22 protein-coding genes, 2 tRNA genes and 1 pseudogene are annotated in these 21,718 nt (G+C 71.6%); 8 read left to right on the top strand and 17 right to left on the bottom strand.

The window, feature by feature from the left end:
- Positions 1 to 58: 58 nt before the first annotated feature.
- From IEY71_RS10685 to IEY71_RS10675, 4 genes are all read right to left on the bottom strand, one after another.
- Positions 59 to 832, bottom strand: coding sequence for a MerR family transcriptional regulator (locus IEY71_RS10685; protein ID WP_189085326.1), 774 nt, complete (start codon positions 830 to 832; stop codon positions 59 to 61).
- On the bottom strand, positions 825 to 983 hold the full coding sequence (locus IEY71_RS18400; protein ID WP_229781678.1) for a hypothetical protein: 159 nt from the start codon (positions 981 to 983) through the stop codon (positions 825 to 827). The genes IEY71_RS10685 and IEY71_RS18400 overlap by 8 nt, the downstream gene beginning before the upstream one ends.
- A gap of 48 nt (positions 984 to 1,031) precedes the next feature.
- A complete protein-coding gene (locus IEY71_RS10680; RefSeq protein ID WP_229781677.1) occupies positions 1,032 to 2,078 on the bottom strand; it encodes an MFS transporter in 1,047 nt (348 codons plus the stop codon).
- Between the two features lie 194 nt (positions 2,079 to 2,272).
- On the bottom strand, positions 2,273 to 2,434 hold the full coding sequence (locus IEY71_RS10675; protein WP_189085997.1) for a hypothetical protein: 162 nt from the start codon (positions 2,432 to 2,434) through the stop codon (positions 2,273 to 2,275).
- A gap of 428 nt (positions 2,435 to 2,862) precedes the next feature.
- Between IEY71_RS10675 and IEY71_RS18395 the strand changes: the two genes are divergently transcribed.
- Complete coding sequence (locus tag IEY71_RS18395; RefSeq protein ID WP_229781761.1) at positions 2,863 to 3,171, top strand: hypothetical protein; 309 nt, start codon at positions 2,863 to 2,865, stop codon at positions 3,169 to 3,171.
- 7 nt (positions 3,172 to 3,178) lie between these two features.
- Here IEY71_RS18395 and IEY71_RS18540 read toward each other — a convergent pair.
- The 3 genes and pseudogenes from IEY71_RS18540 to IEY71_RS18385 all read right to left on the bottom strand — a co-directional run.
- Positions 3,179 to 3,253, bottom strand: a pseudogene (locus IEY71_RS18540) (DUF4113 domain-containing protein); the annotation flags it as partial.
- Positions 3,250 to 3,663: a GntR family transcriptional regulator gene (locus tag IEY71_RS10665; RefSeq protein ID WP_229781676.1), complete on the bottom strand. Its 414-nt coding sequence runs from the start codon at positions 3,661 to 3,663 to the stop codon at positions 3,250 to 3,252. The gene IEY71_RS10665 and the pseudogene IEY71_RS18540, both read right to left, overlap by 4 nt.
- Positions 3,660 to 4,568 carry a hypothetical protein gene (locus IEY71_RS18385; RefSeq protein WP_229781675.1) on the bottom strand — a complete coding sequence of 303 codons (909 nt, stop codon included), beginning with the start codon at positions 4,566 to 4,568 and terminating at the stop codon, positions 3,660 to 3,662. The genes IEY71_RS10665 and IEY71_RS18385 overlap by 4 nt, the downstream gene beginning before the upstream one ends.
- A 200-nt stretch (positions 4,569 to 4,768) precedes the next feature.
- Between IEY71_RS18385 and IEY71_RS10660 the strand changes: the two genes are divergently transcribed.
- Positions 4,769 to 4,984, top strand: coding sequence for a hypothetical protein (locus IEY71_RS10660; protein WP_189085323.1), 216 nt, complete (start codon positions 4,769 to 4,771; stop codon positions 4,982 to 4,984).
- A gap of 237 nt (positions 4,985 to 5,221) precedes the next feature.
- Here the strand turns inward: IEY71_RS10660 and IEY71_RS10655 are convergent.
- The 6 genes from IEY71_RS10655 to serS form a co-directional block, all read right to left on the bottom strand.
- Positions 5,222 to 5,313 (bottom strand) — tRNA-Ser (locus IEY71_RS10655).
- A 93-nt stretch (positions 5,314 to 5,406) separates the two neighbouring features.
- The gene (locus tag IEY71_RS10650; RefSeq protein ID WP_229781674.1) at positions 5,407 to 6,711 is read right to left on the bottom strand and encodes an LCP family protein; all 1,305 of its coding nucleotides are present in this window, start codon (positions 6,709 to 6,711) and stop codon (positions 5,407 to 5,409) included.
- A gap of 66 nt (positions 6,712 to 6,777) precedes the next feature.
- Positions 6,778 to 6,862, bottom strand: a tRNA-Ser gene (locus tag IEY71_RS10645).
- A 156-nt stretch (positions 6,863 to 7,018) separates the two neighbouring features.
- Positions 7,019 to 8,272 (bottom strand): LCP family protein, encoded by a 1,254-nt coding sequence (locus tag IEY71_RS10640; RefSeq protein ID WP_189085321.1) that lies wholly within the window; start codon positions 8,270 to 8,272, stop codon positions 7,019 to 7,021.
- Positions 8,273 to 8,392: 120 nt separating this feature from the next.
- Positions 8,393 to 9,286: an HAD family hydrolase gene (locus tag IEY71_RS10635; RefSeq protein WP_189085320.1), complete on the bottom strand. Its 894-nt coding sequence runs from the start codon at positions 9,284 to 9,286 to the stop codon at positions 8,393 to 8,395.
- Positions 9,283 to 10,551: a serine--tRNA ligase gene (gene serS / locus IEY71_RS10630; protein ID WP_189085319.1), complete on the bottom strand. Its 1,269-nt coding sequence runs from the start codon at positions 10,549 to 10,551 to the stop codon at positions 9,283 to 9,285. The genes IEY71_RS10635 and serS overlap by 4 nt, the downstream gene beginning before the upstream one ends.
- Before the next feature lie 98 nt (positions 10,552 to 10,649).
- Here serS and IEY71_RS10625 point away from each other — a divergent pair, with 98 nt between their 5' ends.
- Positions 10,650 to 11,666: a diacylglycerol/lipid kinase family protein gene (locus IEY71_RS10625; RefSeq protein ID WP_229781673.1), complete on the top strand. Its 1,017-nt coding sequence runs from the start codon at positions 10,650 to 10,652 to the stop codon at positions 11,664 to 11,666.
- 28 nt (positions 11,667 to 11,694) lie between these two features.
- On the opposite strand, the gene pheA is transcribed toward IEY71_RS10625, so the two are convergent.
- Positions 11,695 to 12,648: a prephenate dehydratase gene (pheA, locus tag IEY71_RS10620; protein WP_189085317.1), complete on the bottom strand. Its 954-nt coding sequence runs from the start codon at positions 12,646 to 12,648 to the stop codon at positions 11,695 to 11,697.
- Positions 12,649 to 12,721: 73 nt separating this feature from the next.
- Here pheA and IEY71_RS10615 point away from each other — a divergent pair, with 73 nt between their 5' ends.
- Positions 12,722 to 13,984 (top strand): DUF445 domain-containing protein, encoded by a 1,263-nt coding sequence (locus IEY71_RS10615; RefSeq protein ID WP_189085316.1) that lies wholly within the window; start codon positions 12,722 to 12,724, stop codon positions 13,982 to 13,984.
- A gap of 46 nt (positions 13,985 to 14,030) precedes the next feature.
- Positions 14,031 to 15,659, top strand: coding sequence for a phosphoglucomutase (alpha-D-glucose-1,6-bisphosphate-dependent) (gene pgm, locus IEY71_RS10610; protein WP_189085315.1), 1,629 nt, complete (start codon positions 14,031 to 14,033; stop codon positions 15,657 to 15,659).
- Positions 15,660 to 15,663: 4 nt separating this feature from the next.
- On the opposite strand, the gene IEY71_RS10605 is transcribed toward pgm, so the two are convergent.
- From IEY71_RS10605 to IEY71_RS10595, 3 genes are all read right to left on the bottom strand, one after another.
- Positions 15,664 to 16,848 carry an amidase domain-containing protein gene (locus tag IEY71_RS10605; RefSeq protein WP_189085314.1) on the bottom strand — a complete coding sequence of 395 codons (1,185 nt, stop codon included), beginning with the start codon at positions 16,846 to 16,848 and terminating at the stop codon, positions 15,664 to 15,666.
- A gap of 152 nt (positions 16,849 to 17,000) precedes the next feature.
- Positions 17,001 to 17,783 carry an ABC transporter ATP-binding protein gene (locus tag IEY71_RS10600; RefSeq protein WP_189085313.1) on the bottom strand — a complete coding sequence of 261 codons (783 nt, stop codon included), beginning with the start codon at positions 17,781 to 17,783 and terminating at the stop codon, positions 17,001 to 17,003.
- 39 nt (positions 17,784 to 17,822) lie between these two features.
- Positions 17,823 to 18,725: an ABC transporter substrate-binding protein gene (locus IEY71_RS10595; protein WP_189085312.1), complete on the bottom strand. Its 903-nt coding sequence runs from the start codon at positions 18,723 to 18,725 to the stop codon at positions 17,823 to 17,825.
- 94 nt (positions 18,726 to 18,819) lie between these two features.
- Between IEY71_RS10595 and IEY71_RS10590 the strand changes: the two genes are divergently transcribed.
- From IEY71_RS10590 to IEY71_RS10580, 3 genes are read left to right on the top strand one after another with little or no spacing between them, the layout of a single operon-like run.
- Positions 18,820 to 19,869 carry a FecCD family ABC transporter permease gene (locus IEY71_RS10590; RefSeq protein ID WP_229781672.1) on the top strand — a complete coding sequence of 350 codons (1,050 nt, stop codon included), beginning with the start codon at positions 18,820 to 18,822 and terminating at the stop codon, positions 19,867 to 19,869.
- A complete protein-coding gene (locus IEY71_RS10585) occupies positions 19,866 to 20,915 on the top strand; it encodes a FecCD family ABC transporter permease (protein ID WP_189085311.1) in 1,050 nt (349 codons plus the stop codon). Before IEY71_RS10590 ends, IEY71_RS10585 begins: the two co-directional genes overlap by 4 nt.
- Entirely contained in the window at positions 20,908 to 21,711 is an 804-nt protein-coding gene (locus IEY71_RS10580) for a siderophore-interacting protein (protein ID WP_189085310.1), read from the top strand. The genes IEY71_RS10585 and IEY71_RS10580 overlap by 8 nt, the downstream gene beginning before the upstream one ends.
- Positions 21,712 to 21,718: the final 7 nt, after the last annotated feature.

The following is a 21,718-nucleotide window of genomic DNA, read 5'->3' as shown; positions in this document are numbered from 1 at the left end:
TCAGTCTACCTATCATTCGCGGGCGAAGGCCGGCGGAGCTCACCGCGGTGCCCGTCGCTCAGGCCCGGCACGACGCCCACGTCTTTCGGCGATCGCCGAGCCTGCGCTCGAGTTCCGCGAGGGCCAGCCGTTGCTGCTCGTTGAGCAGATCGGTCGCATAGCCGGCGAAGATCTCAACCGCCGCGCTGAGATCGACGGGCGGATCCGAAGTGGCGAAGTCCTCGACGACGGGGGCGATCGTCGTCATGATCCCCTCGGTCAGCTCCGCGAAGTCGTGCTCGGTGCTGTCGGGCCCGAGCTTCGCGAATCGTTCGGATACCGCAGCGACCACTGGGAGAAGTCGTGGGTCGCTGAGCCGTTCGTAGAACTGGGCGAGGTGAGGCAACCCGTCCGTACCGACGAGGTGCGCGAGCAGAACGGACTGGTCGCGGTCGAACCTCGCGAGTTCGGGCGGCATCCCCGCGGAGGCGAGCACCGTCAAGAACGGGGCCAGTTCGGGCGGCAGATCCGGGGATGCGTCGTGGTTCCTGAGCTGTGCGATGAGGTCGCGTTGCCGAGTGAGGCGGTCGATCTGTCCGGCCAGTTCCGCGTCCAGCTCGTCGAGAAGCTCTCCTCCGTTGCGGGTGTCGTCGAGGAGCTCCGGCATCTGGTCCAAGGGGATCCCGAGCGAGGCCATGCGTTTGATCCGCAGGACGCGAATCAGATCGTGCACGTCGTACTCACGGTAGCCGTTGACGCTCCGTGCGGGCTCTGCGACGACGCCGATCTGATGGTAGTGACGCAGCGCGCGGACGGTGACCCCGGCGAGCCTGGCCAGCTCTCCACTACGCACTCGCGATCACCGCTGTCTCCTCGTCCGTTGCAGGCGCCACGGGCTCGAGCTTTCGCAGCGACGTGGCGGTCAGTCCAATCACGATAGCGACCAGCCACACTGCGGCGATCGCGGCGGCGGCCACGCCGACCTCGGCGTATTCGGTGAGCACCGCAGCGACCAGGAGCCCCGCAGGCGGGGCGGCGGTGATGAGTGCGTTCTAGGTTCCCATGATGCGGCCGCGCATCTGTTCAGGAATGCGCTCGATCATCAAGACGCCGAGCAGGCTCCCGAACAGGCCGCTGAACCCTCCGACAAGAAACGCGCCGACCAGCACCAACCAGACCGATGGCAGTGCCGCGATCACAGCGAAGCCGGCCGCGGTACCGATCAGCCCGGTCAGGAACCACGCACGGCGGTTGCCCTTCCGCCCGGCAACCGCGTAGACGGTGCCGCCGATCAGCATCCCCGCAGCCAGCGCAGTGAGGACGAAACCGAGCATTCCCGGCTGCTCCTGCAGGGTGAAGTAGACCGGCAGGATCAGGCCCTGCATGGCGGAGAGCACGATCGCCGATACGACGCTCAGGGAAGTGACGGCCAGCAGGAAGCGGCTGCGGAGCAGCGTGCGCCACCCCTCGGCCAGTTGTTGCCACGCGTTCCCTGGGACCGAGACAGGGCGACCGTCCGAGGCGACGACCTCGCCCACACGGCGAGGGAGGAGCAGCGTGATGAGCGCCGCAGCGAAGGAGGTCGCCGCCGTGATCCAGAGCACGGTCGAGCCGTCGAGCAGGACCATCAACGTGCCTGCGGCGGCAGGTCCGATGACCAGCGCGACGGCAGTGAGCGCCTCTCTGATCCCGATCAGCTGCTCCGACGAGATCCTGCCGTGCCGCACGACCGCCGGCATCAAGGCATCCCTCGCGGTCATGCCGGGCACATCGCCGACAGAGCCGATGATGCCGAGCAGGATGAACCAGCCCATGTTCAACCCGAACAAGAGATCGATCATCGGCAGTGCGGCGACCGCCCCTGCCGAGACGAGATCGGTCACCACCGAGGACGTGCGGCGGTTGTGCCGATCGATCACCACCCCCATCAGGAAGCCGGCGAGTACCGCCGGAATCGCGGTCGCTGCCGCAAGGACGCCCGCGCCGAGCGCACTACCGGTGACCTGGAGCACGATGAGCGGCAGAGCCACGCCCGCGATCGAGTTACCGAGGAGCGAGAGCAGGTACGAAGCGAGATACGCAAGTGGGATGAGCTTCATGACTCCCAGTCAGAACTATGACCTAGGGGCGAGGTCAAGCGCGCACCCTGTCTCCCACACCCGTGAGGGGCGCCCGCCTCAACGGAGACAGACGTCCCTCACGCGACTCTCGATGCCCGATCCTCGTGTCGACACAGACGAACCTCCTGCCGACGGCCGCACTCGGCCAAGCGGCCGCGCACGCCGCGCGCGCGTCACGCCCTGCGGTGCACGACGAGTTCCGAGACGGCGTCGCCGATCTTGGTTCCGGTGCAGAGACTGACGAAGGTGAGCAGCGCTGCGACGACGGCGGCGGGGTCGAACGTGGTCAGCGAGACCAAGCCCACGGTCCCGGGAACGAGCAGCAGGAACGCCATGGGTGTGCGGAGATGCCTGGATGGGATGACCTCGGCCCTAGACCACGGCCCGCTCTTCCGGGCAGTGGCAGGCGACCCGTTGGCCGTCGCCGAGCTCGGCGAGCGGCGGCTCGACCGTTGCGGGGACCACCCCGCCAGCTTCACGCAGCCACCGCCACCCCGGCAACGTAGACACCCCTGCCGCTCTCGAAGCTGCAGGCGACGACAAGCCAGCCCACACCCCGACCAATAGACATGACGGTGAGCTCGGCGTAAGCATTCAGCACCTCAAATCGCAAGCAAGCGTTGCGACGACGACCGGAAACCCAGACCGCGGTCAGCGAACTTGCGCAGGCTGTCCCGATCTGCTCAGCGACTGGCCCCTTCGCGGGCGGCGCCTCTACCGCGGGCCTGCACCTTCACGCTGTAGCCGGCGGGAATGGTGATGCTTGCACCCTGGTCGAGCTGGGCCCCGCATCTGCGGCGAGCTGCTGGACGCGCTGCGGGGAGAGGCCGAGCACGGCTCCGGCGTCACGGAAGGCGAGCCCGTCCTCGCGGAGTGTGGCGATGGCGCGGCGAGCGAGGGCGGCGGCCGCTTCGCTCTCGGTGCGGGCTGCGGCTTCGCGCTTCTTCGATTCTTCCCACGCCGCGCGGGCGTTCTCTGGGATCTCGATCGAGACGTTGACGTCGAAGGTGTCGGGCTCGACGTCGAGGAAGAGTCCGATGACCTCGCGGGCGACGTCCTCGACCTCGTCTGATGACCGCCAGCTCGTTCCAGTGCGTCGTGCACCGCGGTGAGAGGGCTTCGCGGCGCATCTTCCAGACGGGGCCGCCTTTCAGGCCGTATGCCGACGCTGCGCGATCGCTTCCGCGGCGGCTGCGAGGCAGGTGTCGGCGTCGAAGCCGAGCCGCACGCCGAGCTCGGTGTAGGTCCACGCGGCTGCGCGCAGCTGAAGCTCGGCGTCGGCCGGCGGCAGCGCGGCGGGGGCTCCCGCCGCCGGGCGCGGCGCCGATTCGGCGATGAACGTGCCCCGTTTGCCGCGGGCCACCACGACTCCGGCCGCCTCGAGGTCGCGATAGGCGCGGAGCACGGTGTTCGGCGCGACGCCGAGATCAGCTGCGAGGGCGCGGACCGTCGGCAGCCGGTCGCCCGCGCGCAACTCGCCCCGCGCGTGGGCCGCGCGGAGCTGCTGCTCGATCTGCTCGTGCGGCGGCGACGACACCCCGTCCGAGACGACGACGAGGCTCACGCGGGCACGCCTTCGCGCCAGAGGCGCCGGCGGAAGTAGCTCGCTGGTCGCGACACGAGCTCGGCCAGCAGGGCGACGCCCGCGATCACGACCGCCGCACCGAACAGCGCGGCCGCGGAGAGCTGCCCCCATTCCCAGAGCGGGCCTGTCGCCTGGTAGCCGATCACCGCGATGGAGGCGAGGGTCGAGAGCAGTGCGAACAGGACCGGCACGTGGAACAGCTCGCGGACCGCGGACGAGCGCCAACCGTCGGCCCAGGCGAGCTGGATCGGCGTGGCGCCGCTCGCCCGGGCGATGATGGCACGACCGCCGAGCTCGGCGGCGACGAGGGCGAGCAACGCGGCGACGAGGGCGACGAGCGGCGCACCCATCGCGGCGGCGACGGCACGGAGGGCGAGGACGCCGCTCGCCGCGAGCGCCAGCGGTACCGCCCACGCGATCGCCGCGATCGCGACTGCACACCAGACGCCGAGCCGTTGGGCCCGGGGCAGGTAGTCAGCGAGCCCTCGCGCCCGCGCGTGCGCGGTGCGCGATCCTCCGGCCTCGACGGCGAGGCGTGCGGCGCCGGCGGCCGAGCCCACGGCGAGTGCCGCGACGAACGCGGCGATCGCGAACGCGAGCGCCTCGGGAACGCCGTTCGCTGGCGCAGCGAGCGCGAAGGCGAGCAGGAAGGCGAGCACGGCGAGGGCCGTGCCGGTGAGCCCGGCTGCGAGCCTGACCCGGCGACGACGCCGGATGCGCACATCGATCCCGGCGGCCTCGGCGCCGGGGACGGGCAGCTCGAAGGCTCTCGCCTGGCGCTCCCGGGCGCGCGCTACGGCGGCGCCGCGTGGGCCGAGCCCGAGCACAACGGTGATGATGAGGCAGCCGAGCACGAGCAGAACGAGCATGATGGGTGCGGTCATGTGAATCCCCCAAGTTATGTCTCACATGTTTGATACAGAAGGTAGCACAGGGTCGACTCGGTAAGCCTCTGAGTTTTCCAACGACGCCCGGTAACTCCAGGCCCGACGCCAGCCGTCGATGTCGAGCAGTCGACTGGCGACTTCACGATCGGCCAAGCGCGCTGCACGCCTGGGCATGACCCAGTCCTCGCTCGATACCCGTGTGGCTGGCAGGGCAGGCGTTCCTCGGCACGTTCCTCGTCGTCTCGGCGAACCTCCGGGCCCTCTTCACCTTCGTGGAAGGCGAGTACCTCCGCGAGGCCTACGGAGTCGAGAAGAAGCGCGCTCCGCATTTCTCCGAGTACAACCGGAAATGGTTCAAGAAGCCCGGCGAGATCGCCGGCCCACCCGGACCCGAGACGATCCCCCGAAACTGAACCGGCACCCCGACCTCTGACACCCCCGCACACCCGAACAACGGCTCGCTTCGACGACCCCGAAAACGGAAGCCGCGCCGAACCAGACGCCCGATTCCCACCCACCGGCGGCAATCACCTGACCCCGAGCATCCACCAGCCGTCAGAAACAGCGAAAGCCCCCGCAAAACTGCGGGGGCTTTTCTGTGCCTGGCGAGAAATCAGTCTTCTCAGATTGAGATTTCAGATCACGCCGAGTGGCGGAGACGGCGGGATTTGAACCCGCGGTCCCCTTACGGGGACTCCACCTTAGCAGGGTGGTGCACTCGACCGGACTATGCGACGTCTCCATGCGGACGCTTGCGCGCACGCGACTGCCATCATAACCCGATGGCCCCTCGAATCACGATTCGAGGGGCCATCGCCAAAACGAGCGGCTCGGGCTACTGGTCGGCGAGCGTGCGGCCGGCGGAGCAGCGCACGTCGGCGGCGGTCTGGCCCGTCACGTCGCTCGGCAGCGACCCGGCCGGCGGGGTGGGCGTGGACTCGGTCGAGCCTTCCACCGGGGCCTCGCCGCCCGTGTCGCCCTCGGCGGCGACCTGCGCGTTCGGGTCGGCCGGGGGCGCGTTCGGGTCGGCCGCGGAGGCGAAGTCCGTCTGGTCGGCCGCCGGGTCGAAACTGATCGGCAGGTCGGCCTGCAGCGCCTGGTTCACCAGCTCGGCCGAGTCGCTCGGCACGACGCCGCCCTCGACGTAGCCGGTCGGGTACTGGATGAACGCGATCTTGGACAGGTCGACGTCCTTCATCGCCTTCGCGATGGAGATCATGCGGGTCGGGTCGGTGAGGCTCGACGACAGCTGCATGTTCGCGAGCGCCGCCTTCGCGATGCTGTAGAGCTTCACCGGGTCGCCGAGGGTGCCGTCGGCCTGCAGCTGGCGAGCGAGTGCCGAGAGGAACACCTGCTGGTTCGAGATGCGCCCGAGGTCGGAGCCGTCGCCGACGCCGTGCCGCACGCGGAGGAACTGCAGCGCCGGGAGCCCGGAGAGCGTGTGCATGCCGGCGTCGAGATAGGTATCCGTGTACGGGTCCTCGATGGGCTCGGCCACGCAGACCTCGACCCCGCCGACCGCCTCGGAGAGGCCGGCGACGCCCATGAACTGCACGATGCCGGCGAACGGGATGGTCACGCCGGTGAGCTCTTCGACCGTCTTGACCACGCAGTCCATGCCGCCGTACGCGAGCACGCTGTTCATCTTCACGCTGCTGAGCGCGGAGAGCTCCTCGCTCGGGTCCTCGGGGTCGGTGCAGGTGCCGGGCACGGAGACGAACATGTCTCGGGGGAAGCTGATGACCTCGACGTGCGAGTGGTCCTGCGCGATGTGCAGCAGCATGGTCACGTCGTTGAGGACCGCGGTCTCCTCGTCGGGGTCGCCGAAGCCGTCGCCCTGACCGGCGCGGCTGTCGCTGCCGATGACGAGCAGGTTCACGCCGCCGTCGATCGCGCCGACGTCGGGCACGCCCTCGAGGACCTTCTCGCTCTCGAGCTTGACCGTGGGCTGCGCCGTCGCGGCGAGGTCCCACGCCGCGTACGCGGCGACCGCGCCGCCCGAGACGAGCGCCACCGCCGCGACCGCGGCGACCGACTTCAGCAGGGTCTTCCACGCCGCGCTCTTGCGGAGCCGGCCGTGACGGGCGAGGGATGGCGTCTTGGCTGCGCGCCGAGAGCTGTGCTGCACGTCGTGGGGCACTCGCGATCCTTCCATCTGGGCTGGGTTCTGCCGGTGCGGCACCGGTCTGGCTGACATCGGATGACGCGGAGGGCGTGGGATTCGAACCCACGAGGCATTGCTGCCCACTGGTTTTCAAGACCAGCTCCATCGGCCGCTCGGACAGCCCTCCATGCCCGCTGGCGCGCACGCCGGGGTCTCAACCCCGATGCGCCCGCGAACGGACAGGCCCCGATTCTACCGAACCACGTCCCCCAGAGCCTGCCATTCCGGCCTGGGAAGGCGCTGAGGCAAGCTCGGATCCCCTGATCAGGGCGGGTTCGCCGGCTCAACCCGGGTTGGCGGTGGAGCAGCGGACCTCGTCGCCCGACTGCCCCGTGACGTCGTTCGGCAGGGTCGGCGGTCCGGCCGGTGACCCCGTGCCGTCCACTCCGGTCCCGTCCGCCGGGGCCTCGCCGTCGGCCGGCGTCTCCCCCTCTGGTGCGGGTTCGCCTGCGGGGGCCTCTGGCGCGGTGCCGAAGCTCGCGTCATCCGTCGCCGTCGCCGAGAGGGCGATCGGGGCGTCCGCCTGGAGCGCCGCGTTCACGGCCTCCGCCGAGTCCGAGGGGACGACGGCGGACATGTCGTCCGTATATCCGGTCGGGTACTGCACGAAGACGATGTTCGACAGATCGAGATCCTGCACGGTCCTCGCGATCGAGATCAGGGTCGCTGGGTCCTGCAGATGGCTCGAGAGCTGCATGTTCGCGAGCGCCGCCTTCGCGATCGAGTACATCCGGATGGGGTCCTCGAGCACCCCTTCCTGCTGCACCTTGCGCATGAGCGAGGCCATGAACGCCTGCTGGCTCGAGATGCGGCCGAGGTCGGATCCGTCGCCGACTCCGTGCCGGGTGCGCAGGAAGGCGAGCGCGGTCATGCCGGAGATCGAGTGGTGGCCGGCGTCGAGCACGAGTCCGGACAGGGGGTCGTCGATGGGGTCGGCGAGGCAGACGTCGACGCCGCCGATCGCCTCGCTGATCGCCGCGACGCCGTAGAACTCCACGACCCCGGCCAGCGGGATCGGGATGCCGACGAGCTCCTCGACCGTCTTCGCCACGCAGCCCAGCCCGCCGTGGTGGAACACCGTGTTGAGCTTGACGCCGGACATGGCCGAGAGCGTCTCGCCCTCCGCCCCGTTCGGATCGGCGCACTCGGGGACGCGGACGAGCATGTCCCGCGGGAAGCTCACGACCTCGACGTGCGAGTGGTCCTGCGCGATGTGCACGAGCAGGTTCACGTCGTTCAGCACCGCCGAGTCCTCCTCGGGATCGCCGAACGCGCCGTCGGCCGGCCGCTTGTCGATCCCGGCGAGGAAGAAGGTGAGCCCGCCGTCCATCACGCCGATGTCCGGGATGTCCGCCAGCACCTCCTCGCTCTCGAGGGTGAAGCTCGGCGGCTCCTGGATGTCGTCGTACAGGTCGGCCACGGCGTATGCGGCGACGCCGAGGGTCGAGACGAGCAGCACGGCCACGCTCGCGGCGAGCCCCTTCCCGAGCGCGCGCCACGCGCTCGGACGCCGCTGTCTGCCGTGCCGTGCCGCCATGGCTGCGCTCCCCCGGGGCGGCCCGGTCGTTGGCCGCCGCAGCGACAGGATAGCGGGATGCCCCGGCCACCACCCGGCGCTCAGGAGCGCGAGTCGGGCGCGGCCGTCAGCGCCCTCGACTCAGGGCAGCGAGTGCAGCACGGCCGCGAGGCCCGCCTCGTGGATCGCCCCGGTGACCTCGCCCGCGACCTCGCGCACCTCGTCGGGCGCCTGGCCCATCGCGACGGCCCGCCCGGCGGAGCCCGCCCAGCGGAACATCTCGATGTCGTTGCGGCCGTCGCCGACGGCGAGCACCCGGTCGAGGGGGTGGTCGATCCAGCCGCGCACGCGCTCGAGCGCGGTCGCCTTGTTGACCCCGTCGGGGGCGATGTCGAGCCAGGCGGTCCAGCCGATGGCGTAGCTCACGTGGTGCAGCCCCATGCGGTCGACGATCTCGAAGAACTCCTCGAGGCCGTGCTGACGGCTGCGCACCACGACGCGCGTGGCCTGCTGCCCGAACAGCTCGTCGAACGGCACCTCGCGCGCACGGTCGAGGTTCCACTCGGTCATGCCCGCCGTGTACAGGCGGTAGCCGTCGCCGAGCTCGATCATGAACTCGCCGGCCGGCAGCACCGCGCGGATGCGCTCGAGCACCGCGGTGGGGTCGAAGACCTCGACGAACTCGCGGCGGTAGCCGTCTGCTGCCGTGTCGTCGCGGCGCATGGTGACCGCGCCGTTCGCGCAGACCACGTACTCGGGCTCGAGGCCGAGCGAGCGCAGCACCGGGCCCGTCGTCGACCACGAGCGGCCGGTCGCGAGCGTCACGTGGTGCCCGCGCGCGACGGCCGCGGTGACGGCCTCGGCCACGGCGTGGTCGATCGACTCGTCCTCGTGCATGACGGTGCCGTCGACGTCGAGCGCGACGAACCAGCGGTGCTCGTGCGCGAGCGGCTGCAGCGACGGGCGCGAGCCCGCCGAGGCATCCGCCGTCTGCTCGACGATGGTGCGCACCCGGGGCTCGCGACGGTCGCTCATCGCCGCACCGGCTCCAGCACCTCGAGGCCGCCGAGGTAGCCGCGCAGCGCCTCGGGCACCACGACCGAGCCGTCGGCCTGCTGATGCGTCTCGAGGATCGCGACGATCCATCGGGTCGTCGCGAGCGTGCCGTTGAGGGTCGCGACGGGCGCGGTCTTGCCGCTCTCGGTGCGGTGACGGATGTCGAGGCGACGCGCCTGGAAGGTCGTGCAGTTCGAGGTGGAGGTGAGCTCGCGGTACGCGCCCTGCGTCGGCACCCAGGCCTCGACGTCGTACTTGCGGGCCGCGCTCGAGCCCAGGTCGCCGGCCGCGGTGTCGATCACGCGGTAGGCGAGGCCCAGGTCTTGCAGCATGCCCTCCTGCCAGCCGAGCAGCCGCTCGTGCTCGGCCTCGGCGTCGGCCGGGTCGATGTAGCTGAACATCTCGAGCTTGTTGAACTGGTGCACCCGGATGATGCCGCGGGTGTCCTTGCCGTGCGAGCCGGCCTCGCGGCGGTAGCACGTCGACCAGCCGGCGTAGCGGATGGGCCCGTCGGAGACGTCGAGGATCTCGCCCTGGTGGTAGCCGGCGAGCGCCACCTCGCTCGTGCCGGTCAGGTAGAGCTCGTCGTCGGGCAGGTAGTAGATCTCGTCGGCGTGCGCGCCGAGGAAGCCGGTGCCCTGCATGATCTCGGGCTTCACGAGCGTCGGCGTGATGAGCGGCACGAAGCCGGCCTGGATGGCCCGGTCGAGTCCCATGTTCATGAGGCCCAGCTCGAGGCGGGCGCCGACGCCCTTCAGGTAGTCGAAGCGCGCCCCGGACACCTTCGCCCCGCGCGCCATGTCGATCGCGTCGAGCAGCTCGCCGAGCTCGAGGTGGTCGCGCGGCTCGAAGTCGAAGGCCGGCACCTGCCCGACCTCGCGCAGCACGACGTAGTCGTCTTCGCCGCCCGCGGGCACGCCATCGAGGACGACGTTGCCGATGCGCTGCACGACGGCCTGGAAGGCGGCGTCGGCCTCGTTCGCGGCGTGGTTCGCGTCTTTCACGGCCTGCGCGAGGCGCTGCGCCTGGGCGACGAGCTCGGCCTTCTGCTCCTTCGGGGCCTTCGCGACCTGCTTGCCGAAGGCGTTCTGCTCGGCGCGGAGCGTCTCGAACGCGGTGATGGCGGTGCGGCGCGCGGCGTCGGCGGCGACGGCCTCGTCGACCAGCTCGGGAGACTCCCCGCGCAGCTCCTGCGAACGCTTGACCAGCTCGGGATTCTCGCGGAGCAGCACGGGATCGATCACCCCGCAAGTCTAGCCGGGACCGCCCGCACGGGGCCGCCCCGCCGACGGCTCGGTCCCGGCTCCCGGATCCGCGCCCGACGATGCCGTACCGTTGGCGTGTGGCGAGCGAAACGACCGCCGGCGGCCCGGCGACCGACGATCAGTCCGCGCGCCCGCGCGCCGCGGTCATCAGCAATCCGACCAAGCAGGGCATCGACGCGCTCCGCGCCGCCGTCGAGCGCGCCGAGGAGCGGCAGGGCTTCGCGCCCTCGCTCTGGATCGACACCCTCGAGGACGACCCCGGCAAGGGCATGGCGCGCGAGGCCCTCGACGCGGGCGTCGACCTCGTGATCGCCGCGGGCGGCGACGGCACCGTGCGCTCGGTCGCGGCGGGCCTGAGCGGCAGCGGCGTGCCGATGGGCATCGTGCCGCTCGGCACCGGCAACCTGTTCGCGCGCAACATCGACGTGCCGGTGAACGATCCGGACGACGCCGTGGTGCTCGCCTTCTCCGGCGCCGACCGCACCGTCGACCTCCTCGTCGCCGACGTGGTGCGCCCGAACGGCGCCCAGGAGTCGCACACCTCGCTCGTCATGGCCGGCATCGGCATCGACGCCGCGATGATCTCGAACACCAACCCCGAGCTGAAGAAGCGCGTCGGCTGGCTCGCCTACGTCGACGCCGGGCTGCGCTCGCTGCCGGCGTCCCAGCCGTTCCGCATCTCGTTCCGGATGGATGCCGGACGCCACCATCGCTCCAAGGTGTCGAGCATCCTCGTCGCGAACCTCGGCTATCTGCCCGGCAACATCGAGCTCGTGCCCGACGCCGAGATCGACGACGGCCGCCTCGACGTCGTGCGCCTGCAGCCCCGCAACCTCTTCGGCTGGCTGTTCGTGTGGCGCACCGTCGCCTGGGAGAACCGGGTGCTGCGCAAGAGCGCCTTCGGCCGGCAGCTGATGGACCTCACCGGCGGCGACCGCCACCGCGCCGTCGCCTACTCGCGCGGCCGCTCGGTCGAGATCGACATCGACGGCGAGCCGCAGGAGTTCGAGATCGACGGCGACGAGTTCGGCGAGATCGTCTCAGCGCACTTCCGCGTCGACCCCGCCGCGCTCACCGTCCGCGTCCCCCGCTGAGGCGGGTGCGGCGGGCGGCTCGGTCACCTCAGGCCTCCGGCTCCCCGGAGAGGATGCCGCGCAGCCAGTCGCGCGCCTCGACGAAGACGCCGTCGTCGTACTTCGAGTGGTACTGGATCTCGCGCCGGTCCGCCCGCGGGTAGGAGCCGAGGAAGATCACGTTGGGTGAAAAACGCCGCAGACCCAGCAGCGCGTCGGCCACCCGCTCGTCACGCACGTGCCCCTCGAGGTCGATCACGAAGCGGTAGCGGCCGAGGGCGTCGCCGATGGGCCGCGACTGGATGAGCGAGAGGTTCACGCCACGGGTCGAGAACTGCTCGAGCATCGCGAGCAGCGCACCGGGCTCGTCGTCGGGCAGCTCCACGATGACGCTCGTCTTGTCGGCCCCGGTGGGCGCGGGCAGCTCCCGCGAGCGGCCGACGAGCACGAAGCGGGTGACGGCGTTGGGGTTGTCGCCGATGTCGCGGGCGAGCACGTCGACGTCGAGGAGTTCGACGATGCCGGGCGGGGCGACGGCCGCGTCGGCCCGGTCGCCCTCCTCGAAGAGGCTCGCGGCGGCCTGCACGTTGCTCGTCGCCGGAATGTGGCCGTGGGCGGGCAGGTGCTGCTCGAGCCATCCGCGCGACTGGCCGTAGGCGACCGGGTGGGCGTTCACGATGCGCACCTCGGCGAGCGCGGTGCCGCGTCGGGCGACGAGCACGAAGTTCACCGGCACGAGGTACTCGCCGATGATGCGGAGGCCGGGCACGGTGGCGAGGGCGTCCTGGGTGGCGCTGACGCCGCCGTCGACGGAGTTCTCGATCGCGATCATCGCGGCGACGGATCGGCCCGCGACGACGTCGGCGAGCGCTTCGCCGACGTTGTTGACCGGTCGCCAGTTCGTGCCCTGCGCCTCGGGAACCTGCTTCAGGGCCGCCTCGGTGAACGTGCCGGCCGGGCCCAGGTAGGAGTAACTGGGGGTGGGGGCCGGCGCGTCCGTCATGCCGCGAGCCTAGTCGAGCGCCGGGCGGCGTCCCGTCGCTCGCCCGCCGGCCTTCCCTGGAATACTGCGAGGCATGCAACGGGTCGTTCCGAGCGACGCGGAGCGCCGCGCCGCGCTCCGCCGGATGAAGACGATCGCGACGGCGCTCCTCGTCATCGCCGCGGTCGTCTTCGCCGTGTCCTTCGCCCTGCAGGACCGCCTGCCCTGGCTCGGCTACGTGCGCGCCGCGGCCGAGGGCGCGATGGTCGGCGCGATCGCCGACTGGTTCGCGGTGACGGCGCTGTTCCGCCGTCCGCTCGGGCTGCCGATCCCGCACACGGCGATCATCCCGACCCGCAAGGACGAGATCGGCGCGAGCCTCGGCGCCTTCGTCGAGCACGAGTTCCTCTCGGACGAGGTCGTGCTCGGCAAGCTCCGCTCGGTCGAGCCCGCCCGCCGCGCCGGCGAGTGGCTGCGCGAACCGGCGCACGCCGAGCGGCTGGCCGCCGAGGCATCCGTCGCCGCGAACGCGCTGCTCGAACTGCTCGGCGACGACGACGTGGAGCAGCTGCTCGAGCAGCTCGCGAGGCGCCACCTGCTGGAGCCCGAGTGGGCGCCCGCGATCGGCCGGGTCGGGGCCCGGCTCGTGGCCGCGGACCAGCAGCGCCCGGCGATCGACGCGCTGCTCGCCCGGGCGGAGGGATGGCTCGACGCGCACCCGGAGGCGTTCGGGAGCATGGTCAGCGACCGGCTGCCGCGCTGGGTGCCGAAGCTCGTCGACCGCTTCGTCGACGACCGCGCCTACCGCGAGGTGCTCGCCTTCGTGCGGGCCGTACGCGCCGACGACGCGCACCCGCTGCGACTCGCGATCGACCGCTACCTCGGCGACCTCGCTGACAGCCTGCAGCACGACCCGGCGACGATCGGCAAGGTCGAGCGGCTGAAGACGGAGCTGTTCGACAGCCCGCGGGTGCGCGAGTTCGCGGGCGAGGCGTGGGCGGCGGTGAAGGGCTCGCTGACGGCGGCGCTCGCGGATCCCGAGAGCGAGCTGCGTCGAGGCCTCCGCCGGGCCCTCGTTGAGCTCGGCGCCCGCCTCGCCGCCGACGAGGCGCTGCAGGCGAAGGTCGACGGCTGGCTGACGGATGCCGCGGCCTACGTGGTGCGCAACTACCGCTCGGACATCGCGGGCGTCATCACCGAGACCGTGGAGCGCTGGGACGCCCGGGAGACGACCGAGAAGCTCGAACTGCAGGTCGGCCGGGACCTGCAGTTCATCCGGATCAACGGCACCGTCGTCGGCGCGCTCGCGGGCCTCGCGATCTTCAGCGTGGCGACGGCCCTGCACGCCCTCGTCTGATCGCAAGCCCCTGCGCACGGCGAACCGGGGTGGGAGACTGGGCGACATGCACGAGCGAGCGGGAACGCCGGCCCTCGAGGCCGATCTGATCGATGTCGACGCCCTGGTCCGGGCCTACTACGAGCTGACGCCCGACGTGTCGGTGCCGGCGCAGCGCGTCGCGTTCGGCACCTCCGGGCATCGCGGATCGAGTCTGACGTCGAGCTTCAACGAGACGCACATCCTCGCGATCACGCAGGCGATCGTGGAGTACCGCACGGCGCAGGGCGTCACCGGGCCCCTGTTCATCGGCTCCGACACGCACGCCCTCTCGGCCCCCGCGCAGACCACCGCGCTCGACGTGCTCGTCGGCAATCGGGTGCGCGTGCTCGTCGACGAGTTCGACGACTACGTGCCGACGCCGGCCCTCTCCCGCGCGATCATCGCGTGGAACGCCGACCCCGCCCGGCGCGCCGAGGGCGAGGCCGACGGCATCGTCATCACCCCCTCGCACAACCCGCCGCAGGACGGCGGCTTCAAGTACAACCCGCCGCACGGCGGCCCCGCCGACAGCGACGCCACGAGCTGGATCGCGAACCGCGCGAACGAGCTCATCGAGGGCGGCCTCGCCGAGGTGAACCAGGCCGAGCCGAGCGCGGTGGAGACGTACGACTTCCGCAGCGCCTACGTCGAGGATCTCGCGAGCATCATCGACTTCGACGCCATCCGCGAGTCCGGCATCCGCATCGGCGCCGACCCGCTCGGCGGTGCCTCGGTCAACTACTGGGCGGCCATCCGCGACCGCTACGGGCTCGACCTCACCGTCGTGAACGAGCTCGTCGACCCCGCCTGGTCGTTCATGACGCTCGACTGGGACGGCAAGATCCGCATGGACCCGTCGAGCCCGAACGCGATGGCCTCGGTCGTCGCGAAGGCCGGCGACTTCGACCTGCTGACCGGCAACGACGCCGACGCCGACCGGCACGGCATCGTCACCCCCGACGGCGGGCTGATGAACCCGAACCACTACCTCGCGGTCGCGATCGAGTACCTCTTCGCGCACCGGCCGGAGTGGCGGGCGGATGCCGCGATCGGCAAGACCCTCGTCTCGAGCTCCATGATCGACCGGGTCGCGGCGTCGCTCGGCCGGCGGCTCTGGGAGGTGCCGGTCGGCTTCAAGTGGTTCGTGCCCGGCCTCATCGACGGCTCGGTGGGCTTCGGCGGCGAGGAGAGCGCCGGGGCGTCCTTCCTCCGCTTCGACGGCTCGGTCTGGACGACCGACAAGGACGGCATCCTGCTGTGCCTGCTCGCCGCGGAGATCCGCGCGGTCACCGGGAAGTCGCCGTCCGAGCTCTACCGCGGCCTGGTCGAGCGCTTCGGCGATCCCGCGTACGAGCGCACGGATGCCGCCGCCACTCCCGAGCAGAAGGCCGCCCTCGGGCGGCTCGACGGCGATGCGATCGCGGCGAGCGAGCTCGCGGGCGAGCCGATCACCGCGAAGCTGTCGCGGGCGCCGGGCAACGATGCCGCGATCGGCGGGGTCAAGGTCGTGACCGAGGACGCGTGGTTCGCGGCCCGGCCGAGCGGTACCGAGGACGTGTACAAGGTGTACGCCGAGTCGTTCCGCGGGCCCGAGCACCTGCGGCTCGTGCAGGCGGAGGCGCAGCGCATCGTCGGCGAGGCCCTCGGCGGGTAGCCGGCTACTTCACGGAGAAGTAGTTGACGGTGCCGCCGCCGGCGATCGCCTCGTCGACGTCCCAGTAGTCGGCGTCCTTGGTGTGCCCGCCGACCCAGATGCGGGTGCCGGCGTCACTGTGCTCGACGCGGGTGACGATCGCCGTGTGGTCGCGGTCGCCCGAGGCGTCCCAGTCGAACTGGGCGATGTCGCCGACCTTGACCTGCGCGCGCTGCGAGTCGTCGAGCGGGGTCGCGAGGTCGGGCCGGCCGAGCAGCCAGTCGCGCATGGCCGTCGAGCTCGCCCACGTCGCGGACATCGCACCGGTCGCGGCGTCGTAGTACCAGGCGCCGTCCATCGTCCAGCCCCGGGCGATGAGCGACTGGCTCGTGAAGTTGGCGCAGTCGTTGCCCGAGATCACGGTGTACGCGTCGGTGTTGTAGTCGCTCCAGTACGCGAGCACGTAACCGAGCTGGGCGTCGATCCGCGGGTCGCTCGTGTACGTGAGGCTGAGCTCGCTCGGCACGGCGACCGGCGACGCCGCGGCGACGAGCGGGTGCGCCGCCGTGAAGGAGGCGGTCGCGGGCGAGGCGGGCGTCTCCGCGGCGACCGCGGTGCCGTCGGCCTCGGTCATCGTGACCGCGACCGAGCCGAGGGACGTCTCCGCGACGGCGGGCACGGCGAAGGTGAGCTGCCCCTCCTCGGCGGAGACGATCGTCGCGGGGGCGCCGCCCACCTGCACGGCGGCGACCTCGTCGAGCGCCTCGCCCTGCACGGTGATCTGGGTGCCGCCGGTGAAGGGCGCCGCCGCCACCGAGAGTCCGCTCGTGACGACGGGCGCCTGCTCGACCTGCGAGACGGTCGAGCCGCCGGGGGTCACCGTGAGCTCGTCGCCGCTCGCGACGAGCGGCGCGGCTTCGGCGGCGAGCGAGGCGGGGGCGGGGGCGCCGTCGGCGCCCGCGGCGGAGACGGCGCCGAAGGCGGTCACGCCGAGGATCGCGCTCGCTCCGGAGAGGGCGGCGACCCGGCGGATGCCTCGGGCGCCCGGGCGGCGGTTGCCGCTCGGGGCGGCGCGGTGCTTCGGGCGGCGGGAGGCCGGGGCGGAGTCGCGCGTGGCGTCGGGGTCGCTCGCGAGTTCCGGCGTGCGGGGGCGGGCCGGGATGAAGTTGGAGCGGCGGCGGGCAGGGGTGTCGGGGGAAATGTCAGGCACTGAATCAGGAGTCCGGGTTGGGGGAAACGGAACCTGGACACCCCATCACGCGTTTTTGTGAGGATTCTTCCCGAAACCTGGGAGGCTCGTGAGAGCGCGGTCACCCGCCATCCCCGCCCGATCGACGAGCCCTGCCGGACGCGGGCGGCCGCTCAGCGGCGCACGACCATCGGCGTCCCGGTCACCGGGTCCGGCGTGACGACCGCGTCGATGCCGAACACCTCGCCGACGCGATCCGCGGTGATCAGCTCGGCCGGCGCGCCCGTGGCGACGATGCGTCCCGCCTTCATGAGCACGAGGTGGTCCGCGTAGCGGGCCGCCTGATTCAGGTCGTGCAGCACGGCGACCACGGTCTTGCCCTGCTGGTTGAGGCGTCGCAGCAGGTCGAGCAGCTCGTACTGGTGGGCGATGTCGAGGAAGGTGGTCGGCTCGTCGAGCAGCATCACCGGCGTCTGCTGGGCGAGCAGCAGCGCCACCCAGACCCGTTGCCGCTGTCCGCCGGACAGTTGGTCGACGGGGCGCTCCGCCAGCTCGGCGGTGTTCGTCGCCGCGAGGGCCTCGCGGGTGGCCTCGTCGTCGCCGGTGGTCCAGCGCTGCAGCGCCGAGTGGTGCGGGTATCTGCCGCGCGAGACGAGGTCGGCGACCAGCATCCCCTCTGGCGCGATCGCGTCCTGCGGCAGCAGGCCCATCCGACGGGCGAGCTCCTTGGAACCGTACTCGCCGAGCGCGCGACCGTCGAACAGCACCTCGCCGGATGCGGGCGCGAGCACCCGGGCGAGCGTGCGCAGCACGGTCGACTTGCCCGAGGCGTTCGGCCCGAGGATCACCGTGAACGACCCCTCGGGGAGTTCGAGATCGACGCCGTCGACGACGACCTTGCCGTCGTAGGCGACGACGAGCTCTCTGGCTTCGAGCGCCGGATGCCGCGTGGTCATGGAGCGTGCCGTTCGGGGGGGCGAGCGGGGCGAGCCGGGTCAGCCGAGCAGGTCCTCGACCTGGTCGATCACCAGGTTCGCGCCGATCACGCCGATGCCCACCATCCAGGTGTCGTCCTCCACCTCGAACGCCGCATCCCCGGCGGGGCCGGGCTGGGCGCCCCACAGCCCCGTGATCCGCGCCTGGGTGGTGGCGGTCGGGTCGCCGCCGGGGCTCATATAGAAGACCACGTCGCCGTCGATCTGCTCGTAGAGCTCGGGGCTGAGCTCCATCATCGAGTACTCGTTCCAGTCGCGATCGGCCCCGAGGTCGAAGCCCAGGTCGGTGAGCAGCGAGCCCGAGAAGGTGCCGGGGCCGTACAGGCGGAAGTTGTCGGCGCGGAAGCGCACGATCGAGGCCGTGGTGCCCTCGGCCCGGACCGCCTTCCCGACCTCGGCGGCGCGGTCCTCGACGCCGGCGATGAGCTCGTCCATCCGCTCGCCCTGGTTCACGGCGGCGGCGGTCAGCACGGCCTGCTCGGTCCAGTTGGTGCCGGTGTCCTCGGAGAACACGGTGGGGGCGATGGCCGACAGCTCCTCGTAGAGCGCCTCATGGCGCACCTTCGATCCGAGGATCAGGTCGGGCGCGAGGTTCGCGATCGCGTCGACGTCGGGCTCGGCGATGAATCCGACCGGCTCGGTCCCGTCGAGCTCATCGGCGAGGTAGGCCGGGAAGCCGCGGCCGGCCCCGATCTCCGGCGCACCCACGGGCGTGACGCCCAGGGCGAGCAGCGCGTCCAGCTGCGGGGAGTCGAGCACGACGATGCGCTCGGGAACAGCCTCGAACTCGGTCTCGCCCATCGCGTGCTCGACCGTGTAGCTCGTGCCCTCGGCGGCCGGGGCGGGCTCCTCGGCGGCGGTCCCGCTCGTGCATCCGGTGACGGTCAGGGCGATGGCAGCCATGCCGGCAGCAGCGGCGAGGAGCGGACGGAGACGGATTCGACTGGGCCTGTTCACGTGTCCCGACCCTAGCAATATTTGGTTAGGCTAACCAAACATGAAGTCCGCATCCCTTCCCGTCGAGCGTCGTCGCGCTCCGGGCGCGGCCTCCCGATTCGCAGCCTGGCCCGGAGCGGTCCTGGTCTGCGTGGTGCTCGCGATCGCGCTGGCGGGGAGCCTCGCCGTCGGAGCCCGCTTCGTCCCCCTCGACGAGGTCGTGCTCTCGCTGTTCGGCACGGGCGACCGGAACGTGGTGAACATCGTCGGCGAGCTGCGCGTCACCCGCACGGTCAACGCCGTGATCTGCGGCGTCGCGCTGGGCGCCGCAGGTGTGCTGATGCAGGCGCTCACGCGCAACCCGATCGCGGACCCCGGAATGCTCGGCGTCAGCGCCGGCGCCTCGTTCGGCGTCGTCGCGGGCCTGAGCGTGCTCGGCCCCCTCGGCGTCGGCGGCGCGATCTGGCTCGCACTCGCCGGGGCCGCGCTCGCGTCCGCGGTGATCTTCTGGCTCTCCGGCACCCGCTTCGCGGCCGGCTCCCCCGTCCGGCTGATCCTCGCGGGCGTCGCGTTCTCCGCCGTCCTCGCTGGGGCGTCGCAGGCGATCGTCCTGACCAACGAGACCGTGCTGGACGCGTTCCGGTTCTGGCGCGTCGGCTCGCTCACGGCTCGGCCCGTGGACGAGGCGCTCCCGCTCGTCGCGTTCATCGTGGTGGGCGTGATCCTCGCGCTGCTGCTCGGGCCCGCGCTGAACCTGATGGCGCTGGGCGACGACAGCGCGGTCGCATTGGGCGTGAAACCGGGCGTCGTGCGCGCGCTCGTGCTCGTCGCGGTCACCCTCCTGTGCGGCACGGCGACCGCGATCGCGGGCCCCATCGCCTTCGTCGGCCTCGTCATCCCACACCTGCTGCGCCGTCTCGTCGGGCCCGATCTTCGGAAGGTGCTCCCGCTGTCGCTGCTCGCGGCCCCGGCGATGCTGCTTCTGGCCGACACGCTCGGTCGCGTCATCGGCGGTGGCGGCGAGGTGCAGGCCGGCATCGTCACGGCCCTGATCGGCGGCCCGCTCCTCATCGCGTTCGTCGTCGGCAAGCGGACGGCCGGGCTGTCGTGAGCCTGCGCAGCGACGCACTGACCGCCGACGACCGCGTGCTGCGCGGCACGCGCTGGTCGCTGCGGTTCAGCCATCGCACGGCGGGCGTCTGCGGCATCCTCGCCGGCGCGCTGCTGGTGCTGCTCGTCGCCGCGCTCATGATCGGCGAGTACCTCGTCACCCCGGCGGCACTCGTCGAGACGCTGCTCGGACGCCCGCCGGAGCGCCTCGACGAGTTCTTCGTGCTCGGGCGCCGGCTTCCGCGGAGCCTCGTCGCGATCGTCGTCGGGGCGAGCCTCGGCGTCGCCGGAGCCGTGTTCCAGAGCCTCACCCGGAACCCGCTCGCGAGCCCCGACGTCATCGGCATCAGCAGCGGCGCCTCGGTCGGGGCCGTCGTGGTCATGCTCGTGCTCGGCGGCTCGCTGCCGCAGGCGGCCATCGGCGCGGTGGTCGGCGCCGTCGTCATCGCGGGCGTGATCCTGCTGCTCACCGCCCGCACGGGGCTCCACGGCGTGCAGCTCATCCTCACCGGCGTCGCGCTGTCGGCGATCGCGATGGCCGTGGTCGACTACGTGCTCACGCAGGTCTTCGTCGCGAGTGCGACCACGGCGCAGACGTGGCTCGTCGGCTCGCTGCAGGGCCGGGGATGGAGCGATCTCGTCCCGGCCCTGCTCGCCCTGCTCCTGATCCTCCCGCTGCTGATCGCGGCGGCCCCGGATGCGCGGATGATGGCTCTCGGCGACAGCGTCTCGACGGCGCTGGGCGTGCGGACCGTGCGCGCACGATGGATCCTCCTCGCCGCCGCCACCCTCCTCGTCGCCGTCGCGGTCGCGACCGCCGGTCCGATCTCCTTCGTCGCCCTGATCGCCCCGCACCTCGCCCGCCGCCTGGCCGGCGCGAGCAGCTTCCTCGCCTCGGGGCTCGTGGGCGCGCTGCTCCTGCTCTCGAGCGACCTGATCGCGCAGCACCTCTTCCCGGCCCCGATCCCGGTCGGCGTCATCACCATCACCGTCGGCGGCGCATTCTTCCTGTGGCTGCTCTGGAGAGAGGGGGCTCGGCGTGGCTGAGCACACCGTTCGTGTCCGCCCACCGCAACGGCCCCGGCGCACCGGGGCCCGCGTCTTCGCCGCCCGGGTCGTCGCCGTGCGGGATCTCTCGCCGCACTTCCGCCGGCTCACGCTCACCGCCGCGGAGTTCGCCGACTACGCGCCGGCCGGGCCAGACGAGTACCTGGGACTGCTGCTGCCCCGTGACGAGCGCGCCACGCTCGTGCTGCCGGCGAACGACGGGGCCGAGAACATCCGTGCCGCGGTCGCGGCGATCCCCGAGGAGGAACGGCCGGAGCTGCGCTGGTACACCCTGCGCGATCACCGGCCGGAGGAACGCGAGATCGACATCGACTTCGTCGTCCACGGCGACGAAGGGCCCGGCACGCGATTCGCCCGGCGGGCTCGGGCGGGGTCGTCGCTCGGCGTGCGTGAGTGCTCGGCCCTGTACGCCCCGCCGCCCGAGATGCGCACACGTGTGCTCGTCGGCGACGAGTCGTCGCTCCCGGCGATCGCCCGCATCCTCGAGACGACGGATGCGGGCGAGACGCACGTCTTCATCGAGATCTCGGATGCCGCCGAGAAGCAGGATCTTCCGGGCGCCGTCACCTGGGTCGAGCGCGAGGGCGAGCCGCCCGGTTCGAGGCTGTACCGCTCGGTGCGCGAGGCCGAGCTCCCGGCCGCGATCGACTACGCGTGGGTGTGCGGGGAGCGCCTGGCGGTGCAGGAGCTCCGTCGGTACCTCGTCGCCCGCGGCGTCTCGAAGGACCGCATCACCTTTTCGGGGTACTGGCGGCTGGGGGAAGCGCGCGGCTAGGAGCGGT

The organism is Agromyces mediolanus (genome assembly GCF_014648575.1).
Classification (GTDB): domain Bacteria; phylum Actinomycetota; class Actinomycetes; order Actinomycetales; family Microbacteriaceae; genus Agromyces; species Agromyces mediolanus.
This window is presented reverse-complemented; position numbering and strand designations above follow the sequence as displayed.

Coding starts and splice junctions, on each gene's coding strand:
- IEY71_RS10680 (WP_229781677.1), bottom strand. CDS start 2,078: ATGAAGCTCATCCCACTTGCGTATCTCGCTTCGTACCTGCTCTCGCTC.
- pgm (WP_189085315.1), top strand. CDS start 14,031: ATGCACGAGCGAGCGGGAACGCCGGCCCTCGAGGCCGATCTGATCGAT.
- IEY71_RS10600 (WP_189085313.1), bottom strand. CDS start 17,783: ATGACCACGCGGCATCCGGCGCTCGAAGCCAGAGAGCTCGTCGTCGCC.
- IEY71_RS10640 (WP_189085321.1), bottom strand. CDS start 8,272: ATGGCGGCACGGCACGGCAGACAGCGGCGTCCGAGCGCGTGGCGCGCG.
- IEY71_RS10635 (WP_189085320.1), bottom strand. CDS start 9,286: ATGAGCGACCGTCGCGAGCCCCGGGTGCGCACCATCGTCGAGCAGACG.
- IEY71_RS10590 (WP_229781672.1), top strand. CDS start 18,820: ATGAAGTCCGCATCCCTTCCCGTCGAGCGTCGTCGCGCTCCGGGCGCG.
- IEY71_RS10675 (WP_189085997.1), bottom strand. CDS start 2,434: ATGGCGTTCCTGCTGCTCGTTCCCGGGACCGTGGGCTTGGTCTCGCTG.
- IEY71_RS18385 (WP_229781675.1), bottom strand. CDS start 4,568: ATGACCGCACCCATCATGCTCGTTCTGCTCGTGCTCGGCTGCCTCATC.
- IEY71_RS10595 (WP_189085312.1), bottom strand. CDS start 18,725: ATGGCTGCCATCGCCCTGACCGTCACCGGATGCACGAGCGGGACCGCC.
- pheA (WP_189085317.1), bottom strand. CDS start 12,648: ATGACGGACGCGCCGGCCCCCACCCCCAGTTACTCCTACCTGGGCCCG.
- IEY71_RS10615 (WP_189085316.1), top strand. CDS start 12,722: ATGCAACGGGTCGTTCCGAGCGACGCGGAGCGCCGCGCCGCGCTCCGC.